Origin of the sequence: Enterobacter cloacae complex sp. XAL002 (assembly GCF_049236805.1) — a bacterium.
In the GTDB taxonomy this organism is placed as follows: domain Bacteria; phylum Pseudomonadota; class Gammaproteobacteria; order Enterobacterales; family Enterobacteriaceae; genus Enterobacter; species Enterobacter intestinihominis.
Genome location: NZ_JBMKJN010000010.1, coordinates 36,458 through 50,282 on the forward strand (window position 1 = coordinate 36,458; position 13,825 = coordinate 50,282).

14 protein-coding genes are annotated in these 13,825 nt (G+C 53.0%); 7 read left to right on the top strand and 7 right to left on the bottom strand.

The genetic code is table 11. From position 1 onward, the window contains the following. The first annotated feature begins 77 nt into the window (after window positions 1-77). On the top strand, window positions 78-1,238 hold the full coding sequence (locus tag ACOT0L_RS11565) for a pyridoxal phosphate-dependent aminotransferase (RefSeq protein WP_032676370.1): 1,161 nt from the start codon (window positions 78-80) through the stop codon (window positions 1,236-1,238). Here the strand turns inward: ACOT0L_RS11565 and ACOT0L_RS11570 are convergent, their stop codons facing one another. The 3 genes from ACOT0L_RS11570 to citR all read right to left on the bottom strand — a co-directional run bounded on the left by ACOT0L_RS11570 (window position 1,239) and on the right by citR (window position 4,122). After that, window positions 1,239-1,865, bottom strand: coding sequence for an IbrB-like domain-containing protein (locus tag ACOT0L_RS11570; protein ID WP_023305676.1), 627 nt, complete (start codon window positions 1,863-1,865; stop codon window positions 1,239-1,241). Further along, on the bottom strand, window positions 1,850-3,073 hold the full coding sequence (locus tag ACOT0L_RS11575) for a phosphoadenosine phosphosulfate reductase (RefSeq protein ID WP_045308962.1): 1,224 nt from the start codon (window positions 3,071-3,073) through the stop codon (window positions 1,850-1,852). The genes ACOT0L_RS11570 and ACOT0L_RS11575 overlap by 16 nt, the downstream gene beginning before the upstream one ends. A 128-nt stretch (window positions 3,074-3,201) precedes the next feature. Further along, a complete protein-coding gene (gene citR, locus ACOT0L_RS11580; RefSeq protein ID WP_126503688.1) occupies window positions 3,202-4,122 on the bottom strand; it encodes a DNA-binding transcriptional repressor CitR in 921 nt (306 codons plus the stop codon). A gap of 621 nt (window positions 4,123-4,743) precedes the next feature. Here citR and ahpC point away from each other — a divergent pair. After that, window positions 4,744-5,307 carry an alkyl hydroperoxide reductase subunit C gene (ahpC, locus tag ACOT0L_RS11585; RefSeq protein ID WP_014882974.1) on the top strand — a complete coding sequence of 188 codons (564 nt, stop codon included), beginning with the start codon at window positions 4,744-4,746 and terminating at the stop codon, window positions 5,305-5,307. A gap of 241 nt (window positions 5,308-5,548) precedes the next feature. Continuing rightward, a complete protein-coding gene (gene ahpF / locus ACOT0L_RS11590) occupies window positions 5,549-7,114 on the top strand; it encodes an alkyl hydroperoxide reductase subunit F (protein WP_126503689.1) in 1,566 nt (521 codons plus the stop codon). Window positions 7,115-7,173: 59 nt separating this feature from the next. Here ahpF and uspG read toward each other — a convergent pair whose 3' ends face one another. Then, window positions 7,174-7,602, bottom strand: coding sequence for a universal stress protein UspG (gene uspG / locus ACOT0L_RS11595; protein ID WP_022647413.1), 429 nt, complete (start codon window positions 7,600-7,602; stop codon window positions 7,174-7,176). Between the two features lie 181 nt (window positions 7,603-7,783). Between uspG and ACOT0L_RS11600 the strand changes: the two genes are divergently transcribed. Then, on the top strand, window positions 7,784-9,022 hold the full coding sequence (locus ACOT0L_RS11600; RefSeq protein ID WP_015571156.1) for a zinc-dependent alcohol dehydrogenase: 1,239 nt from the start codon (window positions 7,784-7,786) through the stop codon (window positions 9,020-9,022). Window positions 9,023-9,161: 139 nt separating this feature from the next. On the opposite strand, the gene rnk is transcribed toward ACOT0L_RS11600, so the two are convergent. Further along, entirely contained in the window at window positions 9,162-9,572 is a 411-nt protein-coding gene (gene rnk, locus ACOT0L_RS11605) for a nucleoside diphosphate kinase regulator (protein ID WP_022647414.1), read from the bottom strand. A gap of 262 nt (window positions 9,573-9,834) precedes the next feature. Here rnk and ACOT0L_RS11610 point away from each other — a divergent pair, with 262 nt between their 5' ends. Next, on the top strand, window positions 9,835-10,461 hold the full coding sequence (locus ACOT0L_RS11610) for a flavin reductase family protein (protein ID WP_023299579.1): 627 nt from the start codon (window positions 9,835-9,837) through the stop codon (window positions 10,459-10,461). Here the strand turns inward: ACOT0L_RS11610 and rna are convergent. Further along, window positions 10,455-11,264 carry a ribonuclease I gene (gene rna, locus ACOT0L_RS11615; RefSeq protein ID WP_022647416.1) on the bottom strand — a complete coding sequence of 270 codons (810 nt, stop codon included), beginning with the start codon at window positions 11,262-11,264 and terminating at the stop codon, window positions 10,455-10,457. The genes ACOT0L_RS11610 and rna overlap by 7 nt on opposite strands. A gap of 94 nt (window positions 11,265-11,358) precedes the next feature. Further along, entirely contained in the window at window positions 11,359-12,726 is a 1,368-nt protein-coding gene (gene dcuC, locus ACOT0L_RS11620) for an anaerobic C4-dicarboxylate transporter DcuC (protein WP_017382481.1), read from the bottom strand. A gap of 342 nt (window positions 12,727-13,068) precedes the next feature. Between dcuC and ACOT0L_RS11625 the strand changes: the two genes are divergently transcribed. Both ACOT0L_RS11625 and ACOT0L_RS11630 read left to right on the top strand, forming a co-directional pair. Beyond that, complete coding sequence (locus ACOT0L_RS11625; protein WP_038415669.1) at window positions 13,069-13,470, top strand: hypothetical protein; 402 nt, start codon at window positions 13,069-13,071, stop codon at window positions 13,468-13,470. A 53-nt stretch (window positions 13,471-13,523) separates the two neighbouring features. Continuing rightward, window positions 13,524-13,817 (top strand): copper-binding protein, encoded by a 294-nt coding sequence (locus tag ACOT0L_RS11630; RefSeq protein ID WP_023299583.1) that lies wholly within the window; start codon window positions 13,524-13,526, stop codon window positions 13,815-13,817. Window positions 13,818-13,825: the final 8 nt, after the last annotated feature.

Here is a 13,825-nt window from a genome sequence, read left to right on the forward strand (position 1 = left end):
CTAAGCGTCTTGATTGCCAAAGACTAACATCGTGTTATAGTGTCAGCAACATAAGTATTACAGGCAGGCACACTACAATGAGCAATAACCCGTTGATCCCGCAGAGTAAACTTCCGAATCTCGGCACGACGATTTTTACGCAGATGAGCGCCCTGGCGCAGCAGCACAACGCCATTAACCTCTCACAAGGTTTCCCGGATTTTGACGGGCCGAAATATTTGCAGGAGCGTCTGGCGTACCACGTTGCGCAGGGAGCCAACCAGTATGCGCCGATGACCGGCGTGCAGGCGTTGCGTGAAGCCATTGCGGATAAAACGGCGGAGTTATACGGCCATAAGCCTGACGCGAACAGCGATATCACGGTAACCGCAGGGGCCACCGAAGCGCTGTATGCGGCGATAACCGCCCTGGTGCGTACGGGCGATGAGGTGATTTGTTTTGACCCGAGCTACGATAGCTACGCCCCGGCGATTGAACTGGCCGGTGGCGTGGTGAAACGCGTGGCGCTCCAGCCGCCGCATTTTCGTCCGGACTGGCAGGCGTTTGCCGCGCTGCTGAGCGATAAAACCCGGCTGGTGATCCTGAATACGCCACACAACCCATCGGCGACGGTGTGGCAGAAAAGCGATTTTGCCGCCCTGTGGCAGGCCATCGCCGAACGTGAAATCTATGTTCTGAGCGACGAGGTGTATGAGCACATCTGCTTTGCCGAAGAGGGTCATGCCAGCGTGCTGGCGCATCCGCAGCTTCGCGAGCGCGCAATCGCGGTATCATCATTTGGGAAAACCTACCATATGACCGGCTGGAAGGTAGGGTACTGCGTGGCGCCCGCCGCCATCAGCGCTGAGCTGCGTAAAGTGCACCAGTATTTGACGTTTGCCGTAAACACACCCGCCCAGCTGGCGCTGGCGGATATGCTGCGCGCTGAACCTGAACATTACCGGGACCTGCCAGCTTTTTACCGTGCGCGGCGGGATCGGTTTGTGACTGCCTTGAGCGAGAGTCGGCTGGAGATCCTGCCATGCGAAGGCACCTACTTCCTGCTGGCGGACTACAGCGCGATTTCCGATCTGGATGATGTCAGTTTTTGCCAGTGGCTGACGAAAGAGGTGGGCGTGGCGGCCATTCCGCTGTCGGTGTTCTGCGCCGATCCCTTCCCGCATAAACTGATTCGTCTTTGCTTTGCGAAGCAGGAGTCGACGCTGCTGGCAGCGGCTGCGCGCTTAAATTCGCTCTGACTATTTAACCGTCCAGGCTTCTGAAAAACGACGGTCCGCGAAGAGTTCCAGCAGACCGTTGATTTGCTTCAGTCGCAGCACTTCATCGCTGTCCATACCCAACTCCAGGCCAATTTTCTGCTCACTCCAGCCCATAAGCACCAGTTCTCGCACGATTTCTGACATGGCATTGATCTGGTGGCGTCCACGCGCGCGGTTGTGACGAATGGTTGCAGCCATGCGATCGAACTTTTCCTGGCGTGCTTTACGCAGGCAGGTAACAGGGAGGTAACCTTTAAGTTGACGCTTCAGAATAGCCCGATGACTGCCAAGCTCATGGCGATGGAATCCATCGACAATTTCATAGCTCTCAGGCGCATTTTCCGTCACAACGATAGGTTGTGTGAATCCATCCAGCTCCAGTGATTTGCTGAGCAACCGCTTCTCCGCCGGAGCGACATTATTTGGGTTGTAGTCATTGGCGGTGATGTCAGTCTGTTTTATCCACAATACGCAGTCGACGGGTTGATTATTAAAAGGGCTGATTTCGTGTAATGCCTGGCGAAAGGCATTAATAGCGCCGATTTTCTCTTCTTCAGAAAGGGCCTGCAGGTACGTCTGCATTTCTCTGATTATTTGCTGCTGCATAAAATCCCCCATTCCTTGCGTTTGGCTTTCACTCTTTCGCTGTAGCGTTGATAGTGTTTAGGTTTGTTTGGACTAAATGAGAGAGCCCGGCACCAGTAGTCATTGTTGAGTAAAACCTTGCAAATGCGTCGCCAGGAAGGGATATCTTTTGCGCCAATGTCACCCTCCTGCGTATCGGGAATATCGTCCAGGCCTCGCTTTTGATACCAGTGGAGATAAATTGCGATTTTATTTCGGTAATGTTCCGCCGTATTTTGCGGCATGCTGTCGAGTAGCAGCATGGCGTATTCGCGCCAGCCGAGATGGTCAGGTTTCAGGATCTTCCGGTGGCCATAAAAATGGTTATCGTGCCCGGCATAAATACCTCCACTTCGCACGCCGCAGGCGCGTTCACACATAGCCGCCCAGCGTTCGGGTTCAATGACATGATAGAGCCATAAGCCCTGACGCTGTTCCGGACCAAACGGTTCGCAGATGCGCATATAACGCGGCGGCACCCCAGCCTTGTACATCAGGTCGTATAACGGGTTATAGCAACATTTTGATTTCGCGAACCACGTCCAGATGTCGGCGGTTTTCCAGTCGTACAGTGGGTAGATATACCAGGCGTGCCCACCCGGGGCGACGGTCGTCCAGGGTTTATCGTCAGAAAAGCGCTGCTTACGCGCCGACGCGATAGCCAGAAAGCGGTTGTAAGATTCATCGGCGCGGATCCCTACCATGACTGCGGCAGGACGTCTTTGCGCATACCATTCGGCAAACTCGCGCACGAAGGCTTCAAACGTCATTCCCTGCTGATAAAAATCGAAATAGTGATAATCGGTAATGGCATCTTCTGGTGGCTGGCGAACCCAGTTTGTTCCGGGTTCCCAGCACTGCCATTCAGGTTGAAACTGTGACAGGGCGTTCTGGGTCGTGAGCGGAAGCGCTACCCACCAGAACTGGTGGATAACATCCCGATAGAGCGTTTTCATAGCGTCAACATGCTGAATGGTCGACGAGAATTGCGCTTCCCAGTCCAGAAAGATGACGTCTATTTTTCGCTTTAATTGCCGTGCTTTCTGGGCAACAAGATGCAGCATCACGGTAGAATCTTTTCCACCGGAAAAGGAAACGCATACCTTGGGGAAATTGTTAAGCGTCCAGTGTATGCGTTCCGCAGAAGCGTCTAAAACATTTTCCTGTAAAGGGATTTTATAGTTCGACATGATTAATCGCGTCCTGCGTGTTAAATGTCTTGGGAAAATCAAAACGATATTATGGAATTATTTATCCTTAATTTCACGGAGTCATTTTTTTCGGTTCGCTTTAATTATATTCACCATGCAAATGTATTTTACGCAGACGGCGGAGAAACGCAGAGCTTATGCATTTTTTCAATGAATGTTGAAAAAACAGAGCTATTCAGTGATGAACGGCCGTAGAGCATATAGATCTTTAATTCAGGCAGCGCAAACGGTGGCTCAAGCCTTTTTAATTTCAAAGATTCTTTAAATGTTTCATAGATCGACACGGGGATATAGCCTAACAAATCAGATGAACTGACCATAGAGATGAGAGAGCTAAGGGAGTCGGTGCGAAAAGCAATATTTCTTTCCGGAAAAGCGTCATTGGCCCGACTCTGGAACTCTTTTACACCCGGATGAGCACTCTGGTAAAAAGTGAATTTCTCCTGGTATAGCGCGTCCACCGTGGCTGTGTCAGCGAGCCTTGGGTGGTCTGCTCTACAGATTAAGGCTATCGGCACCGTAGTGAAGTGGGTGCAGACCACAGAGCGATTGTGGATAGGTGCGATAGAGAAGATGAGATCGGCTATACGATAGGCCAACAAATCTTCCGCTGATTCGGAGGAAATAAGCATATCTCTTTGTTCTATCTCATAATTCTCCTCAGATATTAAAAGCTTCAACGGTTCCAGCATCGAACCAGGAGACACCATTTGAGTGCAATAGATAACGAACTTTTTCTTGATGTCCGAGTGATGCATCATGTTGATCGTCTGCTCAAGCTGATTGAGATTTTTTTCCAGATGATGATGCAAGTTGGTACCTACCGTGGTGGGCGTAATTCCCTTCCCTGAACGGATAAACAGGGGGTCATCAAGCTGACCGCGCAGGCGTTGCAGCGACTGGCTGACGGCGGATGGTGTGATATAAAGCGTCTCGGCAGCCCTACTGATACTGAGATGTTGGTAAATGCATTCGAAGATAACTAACAGATTGAGATCGAATTTTTTTAGGTCGTAGAGGTTTGCCATGTTTCGTCCTGAGTGAGTTGAGTTTGCTGTCGTTATCACACCATGGAGTACGACAGAGTGTAGTTACCCTTTACAATCCGTGTGAATAACTCGCTTAATTTAAAATTTAAGTGATCTTAATATATCACGGCTTTGGATTATTGAAACATATCTTCAAGAGTTATTAAGATAATTTTATCTTTAAAGTGTGATTGAATTATTTGAATGACAAATGGCGTTTATATATAGCGTGAAACCCATAATGAAATTAAATTTATAATGTTTCAATGACCTGTTCGAATCTGCCTATCACAGCCATAGGCAGGACTATCCCTCTTATGCATTGCTCATTGCGCGCAGGGGTGCTGTAATCAAACCGCTGTTACGGCCTTGATACAAGGTATGTAGAGCGCAACGCAACGCCAGCTTCGGCTGGCACTGAATGTACCTGCGGGGAATTCAGGTATCAGGGCCGCCCGTTGAGGCGGCCTTTTTACTTTCAGGCTTTCCTGTAAAAGGTTCACCTTGCTGTCTTGTTGCTGTTGTAAGGTTTGGCTGATTGATTTGATAAAGCATACGCATTAGCCCCGATGAACAAAGTTGGTTACCTTACACCTCAACGAAAACACGGAGGAAGTACAGATGTCCTTGATTAACACCAAAATTAAACCTTTCAAAAACCAGGCGTTCAAAAACGGTGAGTTCATCGAAGTTACTGAGAAAGATACCGAAGGCCGCTGGAGCGTGTTCTTCTTCTATCCGGCTGACTTCACCTTCGTTTGCCCGACCGAACTGGGCGACGTTGCAGACCACTACGAAGAACTGCAAAAGCTGGGCGTAGACGTTTACTCTGTTTCTACCGATACCCACTTCACCCACAAAGCGTGGCACAGCAGCTCTGAAACTATCGCGAAAATCAAATACGCGATGATCGGCGACCCGACTGGCGCCCTGACCCGTAACTTCGACAACATGCGTGAAGATGAAGGCCTGGCTGACCGTGCGACCTTCGTTGTTGACCCGCAGGGCATTATCCAGGCTATCGAAGTTACCGCTGAAGGTATCGGCCGTGATGCATCTGACCTGCTGCGCAAAGTGAAGGCGGCTCAGTACGTTGCTTCTCACCCAGGCGAAGTGTGCCCGGCGAAATGGAAAGAAGGCGAAGCAACGCTGGCGCCATCTCTGGACCTGGTCGGCAAGATCTAAATTTCCGTCGTCTTTCACGCCATAGCTGCGTTGGCGTCGCCTGCTCACCCCGGTCACTTACTTCAGTAAGCTCCCGGGGATTCTCAGGCTAGCCGCCTTGCTCTGACGCGAAATACTCTGGAAATTGTTTCAGTCATGGGCGCACCCGCGCCCATTTCATTCCAGCACCATGATGCAAGTTGCATTCAGGCAGCCCGTATAAGGCGGCTTGCATGATGACGTTTTAAGAGAGGGAAGAATAATGCTCGACACTAACATGAAAACCCAGCTCAAGGCCTACCTTGAGAAACTGACCAAACCTGTTGAGCTGATTGCCACGCTGGACGACAGCGCGAAATCGGCAGAAATCAAAGCGCTGCTGACAGAGATTGCTGAGCTGTCGCCGAAAGTGACCTTCAAAGAAGACAACACGCTGGCAGTCCGTAAGCCTTCTTTCCTGATCGCCAACCCAGGGTCTGACCAGGGGCCGCGTTTCGCGGGTTCTCCGCTGGGGCACGAATTTACGTCCCTGGTGCTGGCGCTGCTGTGGACCGGTGGTCATCCGTCAAAAGAAGCGCAGGCGCTGCTGGAGCAGATCCGCGATATCGACGGTGATTTTGAGTTTGAAACCTATTACTCGCTCTCCTGCCACAACTGCCCGGACGTGGTGCAGGCGCTGAACCTGATGTCAGTGCTCAACCCACGCATTAAGCACACGGCGATTGACGGCGGTACGTTCCAGAACGAAATCACCGAGCGCAACGTGATGGGCGTTCCGGCGGTTTACCTGAATGGTCAGGAGTTCGGCCAGGGGCGTATGACGCTGACCGAAATCGTCGCCAAAGTGGATACCGGCGCAGAAAAACGTGCGGCGGAAGAGTTGAACCAACGCGATGCTTATGACGTGCTGATTGTTGGCTCCGGCCCGGCGGGCGCGGCGGCAGCGGTTTACTCCGCACGTAAAGGGATCCGTACCGGTCTGATGGGCGAGCGTTTCGGTGGTCAGGTTCTGGATACCGTAGACATTGAAAACTACATTTCCGTGCCGAAAACCGAAGGCCAGAAGCTGGCCGGGGCGTTGAAAGCGCACGTCAGCGACTACGACGTGGATGTCATTGACAGCCAGAGCGCCAGCAAACTGGTTCCGGCCGCGGTCGAGGGTGGTTTGCACCAGATTGAAACGGCGTCCGGTGCGGTGCTGAAGGCGCGCAGCGTGATCATTGCCACTGGCGCGAAATGGCGCAACATGAACGTGCCGGGCGAAGATCAGTATCGCACCAAAGGCGTGACCTATTGCCCGCACTGTGACGGCCCGCTGTTCAAAGGTAAACGCGTAGCGGTGATCGGCGGCGGTAACTCCGGTGTGGAAGCGGCTATCGATCTGGCGGGAATTGTTGAACACGTTACCCTGCTGGAGTTCGCCCCTGAGATGAAAGCGGACCAGGTGTTGCAGGATAAAGTGCGTAGCCTGAATAACGTCGACATTGTGCTCAATGCCGAGACGACAGAAGTGAAAGGCGACGGCAGCAAAGTGACCGGTCTGGAATACCGTGACCGCGTGAGTGGCGATATTCACAGCGTACCGCTGGCGGGGATCTTCGTTCAGATTGGCCTGCTGCCAAACACCACCTGGCTGGAAGGCGCAATTGAGCGCAACCGCATGGGCGAGATCATCATCGATGCGAAATGCGAAACCAGCGTGAAGGGCGTATTTGCGGCGGGCGACTGCACCACCGTGCCGTACAAGCAGATCATCATCGCTACCGGTGAAGGTGCGAAAGCGTCGCTGAGCTCGTTTGATTACCTGATCCGCACCAAAACTGCATAATAAAAGAAAGCAAGACGACACCTGCAATACAAGAGGCCACCAAAAGGTGGCCTCTTTTTTTATCTGACGACCATCACCGGAATGTGGGTGTGGCGGATCACGCTGGAGGCGTTCGACCCCAGCAGGTGCGTGGTAATAGACGGGTTGCGCGAACCAATCACCACCACGTCTGCGTTCAGCTCCGCGGCCAGTTCATTAACGGCGTCACGCACGCTACCGAACCGGACGTGGGTTTTTATGCGGGAAGGATCGATGCTGAAGTGCCCGACCATGGTTTGCAGGCGCGTCTCGGCTTCATGCTGTAAATGCTCTTCAAAACGACGCACATCAGCAGCGAAACGATGCAGGCTCAGGCTGGCAGAGCCCGGTAAAACATGCAGAAGATGAATAACTCCGTCCTGCTGCGCGAGAAATTCCGCGTGACGTACAGCCTTATCACTCAGTTCCATTTCGAAAACATCAACCGGCATAATGATTGTTTGATACATAACCGTTTCTCCTTGTTTATAAACGCTGAAATCATTCAACCACAAAATATAAAAGGTTTCTGTAATCCCGACAGCACTTTTTTATCTCGCCAGGATAAATCTCAAAACAGCCGGATTCCGGGGCAGATCCCGAGAGGTAGCTACCCTTTTATAAGCTTACCCACACCCTTTCGGAGGTTGCATGAAAGCTCTCACCTATCACGGTCCACATCATGTTCGGGTCGATAATGTCCCCGATCCGGGCATCGAACAGCCTGACGATATCATCCTGCGCGTAACGGCCACGGCGATCTGTGGTTCTGATTTGCATCTTTATCGCGGAAAAATTCCCAAGGTCCAGCACGGCGATATCTTTGGTCATGAATTTATGGGCGAGGTGGTGGAGTGCGGGAGCGAAGTGAAGAACGTGCAGAAAGGTGACCGGGTGGTGATCCCGTTTGTGATTGCCTGCGGTGACTGTTTCTTTTGCCAGATGCAACAGTACGCGGCCTGCGAAAACACGAACCGCGGGCAGGGCGCGGCGCTGAACAAAAAGCAAATTCCCGCCCCTGCCGCGCTGTTTGGCTACAGCCATCTTTACGGCGGTGTGCCGGGCGGACAGGCGGAGTATGTGCGCGTGCCGAAAGGCAACGTAGGGCCGTTTAAAGTGCCTCAGCTGCTGTCAGACGACAAAGCGCTTTTCCTGTCAGATATTCTGCCTACCGCCTGGCAGGCGGCGAAAAATGCGCAGATCCAGAAAGGCTCCAGCGTCGCCGTATTCGGGGCCGGGCCGGTGGGGTTACTGACCATTGCCTGCGCGCGGCTTCTCGGCGCAGAGCAGATTTTTGTGGTTGACCATCATCCCTATCGACTGCGGTTTGCCCAGGAGCGCTACGGCGCGATCCCGATTAACTTTGATGACGATAACGACGCGGCGGAAAAAATCATTGAGCAAACGGCCGGGCAGCGCGGGGTGGATGCGGTGATTGATGCCGTCGGGTTTGAGGCCAAAGGCAGCACGACGGAAACGATCCTCAGTAACCTGAAAATTGAAGGCAGCAGCGGCAAAGCCCTGCGCCAGTGCATTGCTGCGGTGCGACGCGGCGGCGTGGTCAGCGTGCCGGGCGTGTACGCCGGTTTCATCCATGGCTTCCTGTTTGGCGATGCCTTCGATAAAGGGCTGAGCTTTAAGATGGGGCAGACGCACGTCCACGCCTGGCTGGGAGAGCTGCTGCCGCTTATCGAAAAAGGGTTGCTTACACCGGAAGATATTGTGACCCACTATCTTCCGCTGGCTGATGCGGAGCGCGCCTATAAGATCTTCGAAAAACGGGAGGAGGAGTGCCGCAAGGTGATCCTGGTGCCTGGCGCAGACACCCCGGAGGCAGCGCAGCAGAAAGTGAAGGGACTGGTGAATGCCTTCCCCGGCGGCGTTGTGTGAGGTTTCGTCCCCACGGCACTACGACAGAGTAAACATGGATTAAGCGGTTTTTGTCCGATATAACACAATCGGGTGAATTTGCGGAAAGAGGATGCAGGTGCATCCTCTGTGCAAAGCGGGGTCGCTTGTTCAGAAGGGATTAACGCAGGTAATCGCCAGCGGCTTCGGGCTGGTAGAGCAGCTCAAGTACTTCCAGATGGGCTGAGGCGCCGCCCGGGAGTTCCCAGTGGATAGTATCGCCCGTGCGCAGTCCAAGCAGCGCCGCGCCCACGGGTGCCAGCACCGAAAGCTGCATGCTGCTGTCGGTCATCTGCGCCGGATAGACCAGCGTACGGGTGAGTTCCTCCCCGGTGGTCAGGTTGCGGAACTTCACCTGGCTGTTCATGGTGACCACATCATGCGGCATGGTCTCAGGCGTACACATTTGCGCCCGGTCTAGCTCTTCGTTCAGCGCATCGGCAACCGGCAGCGAGGCGAATTCTGGTTTCTCCAACAGTCGGTCAATACGTTCTGCGTCGAGTTCATTGATGATAATCGTAGGTCTGGACATTTTTACTCCATGTCGTTAATGCTGCGTGTAACGCAGAAACCAATCCAAAAGAAAACCCTCGCCGTCTGGCAGCGAGGGTTTAACTTATCTGATGATACTGTCTGAAACCCTAAGTTTGAAGTGATGAAGGTCACATTCGTGCGCCATATGAATTTTTGGCAATAAACCCGGCATCCCGATTCACGCTGAACGGAAATTTCGTTACGCTGGTAAAACTTAAACCGGGCAATGCGCGTTGCAGCCCCAGCGTAGAGAGAGCGATATGTACTTTTACCAACCGTCTCAGGGGCACGGCCTGCCGCACGACCCGCTGAACGCCATTATCGGTCCACGTCCGATTGGCTGGATTTCATCCTGTGATAAGGCCGGTCAACTGAACCTTGCCCCGTACAGCTTCTTTAACTGCTTTAACTATCGCCCACCGATCATTGGTTTTTCCAGCAACGGCTGGAAGGATAGCGTGCGGAATATTACCGAAACGGAAGAGTTTGTCTGGAACCTCGCAACGCGCGATCTGGCTGAGGCGATGAATGAAACCTCCGCCACACTCCCTCATGGCGAGGATGAATTTACCTTTGCCGGCCTGACGCCCGTAGCCAGCCAGCTTGTGAGCTCGCCGCGCGTGGCGGAAAGCCCGGTGAATTTCGAGTGTCGATTGTCACAGTGCATTCAGTTGACCGGCGCGGATGGGACCCCGATTGATACCTGGCTGGTGCTCGGCGAAGTGGTGGGCGTCCATATCGCCGAGAGTTTGCTGGAAGAGGGGATTTACCAGACCGCGAAAGCGCAGCCCATTCTGCGTGCGGGTGGACCGTCCGCCTACTACGGCATCAGCGACAGCCATCGCTTCGATCTGGTACGCCCGGATGCGCGCAGGAACAATCAGTAACCGGCTTTATCGATAACGAACTGTTTGCCGCAGTTACCGGGATGCGGCTGTGGCGCAAAGGTGCTGGCTGAGAGCGAGTTGTTAATGGTGCTGGATTTTAGCGAGATCTGCATTTCGGTCAGATAAGCCGGATTGCCATGGCAGGTAAGCTTGAACGCTTTTACGTTCTGTTTCCCCCAGCTTTTGGCCACGGCTGCATCAAAATCGCTACGGCGGACGGTTTTGCCATAGTTTTCCGCCAGAAATTTCCCAACCGCACTATTTTTCACTTCCTGGTTCATGCGCACCATGGTGCCGAAGTAAGCGTCGGGATCAAAACCAAAGCAGACGCCGTGTTTCGCGTATTCATAACGTTCAAGGCAGGAGTTGCCGCCCGCGCCGGGCATCACGCTGTTCAGCTTCGCCGCGCCCGTTAGCGATAGCCCGGTCTCTGCGGCGTCACATTTGCGGCTGGCTTTTGCTTCCGGCATATTCGGAACCGGACGAGTGGCACAGCCGAAGCGCATCCAGCGGCGTTCATCCACTCCGCGAGCGGCAATAGATTTCGGCAGCGCTGGCCATAAGCCGTGGACGGTCAGAAAATCGGTTTTGTTGCTGCTCTCTTTTTGCAGGCGACACTCTTCCGGTTCGTCACGGTTGCGTTCGACCATACTCTGGCAAAATCCCGTTTGCCAGGAAAGAGCCAGGACGTAGCGATCGAAATCGCCGTACTGGGTTGGCTTAAGCGGATCTGCCTGAATTGAGAAGACACAGAGTGCAAGCGCTACTGCGCCAGACGGGATAACGATATCCTTCCTGAACATTTGCTTTCCTGATTGGTTGGGCGCGATTAATTTCTGAGGGTTATTAAAGCACAAAAAGCGCCCGCAGGCGCTTTTTGGAAAGCAGGAATTTCGCTTAGGCAGCGCCGGGAACCAGCACTTCGGTGGCGATAATAACGATAATCAGGCCAACCAGCACCGGCACTGACGTGCGTTTTACCACTTCAAACGGAGAGATTTTTGCCATCCCTGCAACCGCAACCACCACGCCCGATACCGGAGAAATGGTACGACCCAGGTTGGAGGCCTGGAGCATCGGAATGGACAGGTAAGCCGGGTTGATGCCGGAGGAGTGTGCCAGCTTAGGGATCATCTCAACAAACGCATAGAACGGCGCGTTACCGGAGCCGGTAGTCATCGCCGCCAGCATGGTCAGTACCACCAGCACCAGCATCAGGATAATGCTGGCCGAGCCGAAAGAGGTGGCGATAGAGATCAGGCTCTGGATAAAGCCGATGGTGCTCAGCCCCTGAGCAAACACCCCCGCGGCAACCAGCAGCATCACCACGCCCGCGAAGGCATCCGCCATGCCGCGGAAGGCGACTTCAAGACCTGTGAACACCTTCTGGGTATTAAAGCCACGAACAAATTCCAGGATGGCCGCCAGCAGCATACAGATCACCAGGATAGTGATGATGTGCAGCTGAGGGCCCCATTTGCCGTCAAAAATAAGCACGCCAATAATCGGCGTGAAGGGCAGGATGGAATAAAACGCCGGGGCGGTAGTGGTGATTTCACTGACGTCCATCATCTCATGGCTGACGTTCTCTTTCTTATCGAGGTAGCGTTGCCAGAAGAAATGCGCCACGCCCATGCCGAGAATAGCGGTGATGGAGATTGGCAGTGTGGTTTTGAAGGCGAAGTCAATCAGCGACATTTCCGCGGCTTTCGCGGCCAGCACCACGTCACCGGAAGTAGGGGAGAGAATAATCGCCGCCGGAGAGGCGCAAATAGCCGCCGCTGCGCCACGGCTGATCCCGACGTTAACCATTACCGGGAATAACGTCGCCATTAACAGCACGCCAAGGCCTGTTGCTGAGGAAACGGCTAATGACATCAGACAGGCCAGGAAATAAGCCGCGACCATCAGCAGATAGGGGGAGTTAATATATTGCAGCGGCTTAGAAGCCAGCTTCACCACCATATCATTCGCACCGATATGGGTCATATAGGCAGCAAATCCGCAGAGCATCATGATCATCATGCCCAGGTCGCCGCCGCGGCTCATCAGCAGAATTTTTATATATTCCACAATATCGGTAGCGGTATATCCGGTGCTGGCTTCGCTGGCGGGTAAAACCTGATGACCCATTAGCGCGCTAATGATCAGCAGCGTCAGGCCGCCGACAAATAGCACACCGGTGGCTGAGTAACCTTTAATGATGTAGCGTGCTACACCGACAATGACCACGACTCCAATGAGGAGTTCGAGAAAAGTAAGCATGATTTCCCCTGTATCCTTGCTGCCCGAGAGACAAATAATCAATAAAAAAGAAGCCTGAAATGTGCCGAATAAATGGCCAGTCCTTGCTGATTAAAATCAAGAAAGAGACTACTAAAGGCAATGATGACGATATTTTTGCTAACCCTGCGTCATTTATATTAAGACGTTATTGACCTGATGAATAGATATTATATGTCATTAAATTGATGGTGAAGTGTTAAGGTTTTGAGTATTACTTGCCGACAATCGATTTAAAAACGTAAATCTCTTTAAAACTACTTCTCTTTCATTCTTTTGCCTGCTTATACTCGGTTCACTTTTACCCTATCCGACGATCTGAATATGCACGCCAGCTGGACGTATCGCCTGCGCTTTATCAAAAAACATCTGCTGATGTTTTTGCTGGCGTTTGGCTGGCTGTTAATCCAGAGTCAGGTGGCCGTCGCCTCCCATCAATGTTCAATGGATTTGCGCGGTGAGGTGGCCACCATCCAGCATATGGATATGATGGCGGGACCGGGGCTGCATTATGCTGCCGGTGCTTCACCGCTGTGTGAAAAACATTGTGTGCCGGATCAGGTACAAAAAGAACCTGCCCAGCCGCATCTGGTGGCGCTGCCTGCCGCCATGACGCTGACCTTAACGACGCCAGAGTGTTCATCTGCAAGCCATTCTGCGTGGTCTGTTACCCCTCCTGCTGTGGGGCCGCCGGCAACGATCCGCTATTGCCGGTTTCGGGAGTAAAAACCTGTTAATTCGTTGATTTTATTTACTTAACGTTTAACAGGAGTTTTATCATGCGTACCCTATTCCTTTCCGCGCTGGTTGGCGCGTCCATCTCTTTCGCTTCTTATACCGTTCAGGCAAACCAGACCTGGCAGGGCCGCGGCGTGGTTCAGTCGATCTCTGACAATGCCGTCATGCTCCGTCACGAGGCCATACCGGAACTAAAATGGCCAGCGATGACCATGCCGTTTACTTTATCTGCCGGCGCCACGCTGAATGGCGCCAAACCGGGGGATGAGGTGACCTTCACGCTTGAGCGTGCGGGTGACGGTTTCCAGATTATCTCGCTGACGCCAGCGCGCTAAGCGAGGTC